This is a genomic window from Streptomyces sp. NPDC020490, assembly GCF_044335305.1.
Classification (GTDB): Bacteria; Actinomycetota; Actinomycetes; order Streptomycetales; family Streptomycetaceae; genus Streptomyces.
In genome coordinates this window covers 1-1,684 of sequence record NZ_JBIRUY010000103.1, presented here as the reverse complement: position 1 = coordinate 1,684, position 1,684 = coordinate 1, and the positions used below count along the sequence as shown (strand labels likewise).

Genomic DNA, 1,684 nt, shown 5'->3' with positions numbered 1-1,684 from the left:
CCTGCGCGTTTCACTTGGGGGCGTGTCCGGATCATGAGCGGCAAAGCGAAAGTGCCTTCTGACCTGGGACGATAGGGCTTGTCTAAGGCTTCTGTCGTCTCGCAGGGGAAGGCACTTTCTGCGTGCACACTACCGGGTCACGTCCCCGACTTGTCGTCTCGGCCGACGGTCGCGGGGTGGTCAGCCATGCAGGATCCCGTCTGCTGGCCGATCTAGCCGAAGCCACCGGGCTTACCAGCGCCTTCACCAGCGCGTTGCGTCGGCTGCGGCCGCGCGGCACGGGGCACGACCCCGGCCGGGTGGCGGTCGACCTGGCCGTGATGCTCGCCGACGGCGGCGAGACCATCACTGACCTCGCTGTCCTGCGTGACCAGCGGCAGGTGTTCGGCCCGGTCGCCTCCACAGCCACCGCCTGGCGTCTTCTCGCCGACATCGGCCCTCCCGCACTGGCCGCCCTGCAAGCGGCCCGGGCCACCGCACGCGAAATCGCCTGGCTGCAAGCCGCCGACACCCGTGACGGCATACCAGCGTCCCGCGCGGGCGGGCGTGACCTGCCCGGCCTGGTCCTGGACCTCGACGCCACCCTGGTCACCTGCCACTCCGAGAAAGAGCAGGCAGCCGCCACCTACAAACGCGGTTTCGGCTACCACCCGCTGCTGTGTTTCCTGGACAACACCGGTGAAGCTCTGGCCGGGGTGCTGCGGCCGGGCAACGCCGGCGCCAACACCGCCTCCGACCACATCACCGTCCTCGACCAGGCGCTGGCCCAGATCCCCGACGCCCACCGCCACGGCGGCGACATCCTCATCCGCACCGACAGCGCCGGCGGCGCGAAAGCCTTCCTGCACCACATACGCACCCTGCGCGACCGGGGCATCCACACCTCCTTCTCCGTCGGACACCCCGTCACCGAACCGGTCCGCAAAGCGATCCGGACCCTGCCCGACCGGGTCTGGCACCCGGCCCTGGAACAGGACGGATCCCTGCGCGACGGAGCAGAGGTCGCCGAGCTGACCGGCATGATCGACCTCACCGGCTACCCAGGCGGCACCCGCGTCATCGTGCGGCGTGAGCGTCCGCATCCCGGTGCCCAGCTGTCCCTGTTCGACTTCGACGAAGGCATGCGCCACCAGGTCTTTCTCACCGACACCCCGGTCACGGGCGGGGGCACCGCGCAACGCCTGGAGGTCCGCCACCGCGCGCATGCCCGCGTCGAGGACCGCATCCGCTGCGGCAAGTCCACCGGCTTCGGCCGCTTCCCCTCCCGTCTCTTCCAGATCAACGCCGCCTGGCTCGAACTCGCTCTGACCGGCATCGACCTGCTCGCCTGGACCCAGGCCCTCCTCCTGGACGGCGAGTTGGCCACCGCCGAGCCGAAGAAACTCCGTTACCGGCTGCTGCACGCCGCCGCCCGCATCACCCGCGGAGGCCGCCAACTCCGCCTACGGATCTCCGCCACCTGGCCCTGGCGATACGAGCTGACCAGCGCATTCACCCGCCTCGCAGCCCTGCCCCGGCCAGCCACCTGACCCGCAGCACTGTCCCTGCCCATCCGCGACCCGAGGAACCCCGGAGCACCCGACCCCAGCGTCGGGCCCCAGCCATGCCCACTCCTCGACCAGCAGCCAAAATCGCGGGCCCCCGAGATCAGCCCAGCTCAGCCACCCCAACCGAAACGGGGAGG

Annotated in this window: 1 protein-coding gene; it reads left to right on the top strand. The window is 70.4% G+C overall.

The features are described 5' to 3' along the window. Positions 1–122 precede the first annotated feature (122 nt). Positions 123–1,529 carry an IS1380 family transposase gene (locus ACH4ZX_RS40275; protein ID WP_398283902.1) on the top strand — a complete coding sequence of 469 codons (1,407 nt, stop codon included), beginning with the start codon at positions 123–125 and terminating at the stop codon, positions 1,527–1,529. The last annotated feature ends 155 nt before the right edge of the window (positions 1,530–1,684 follow it).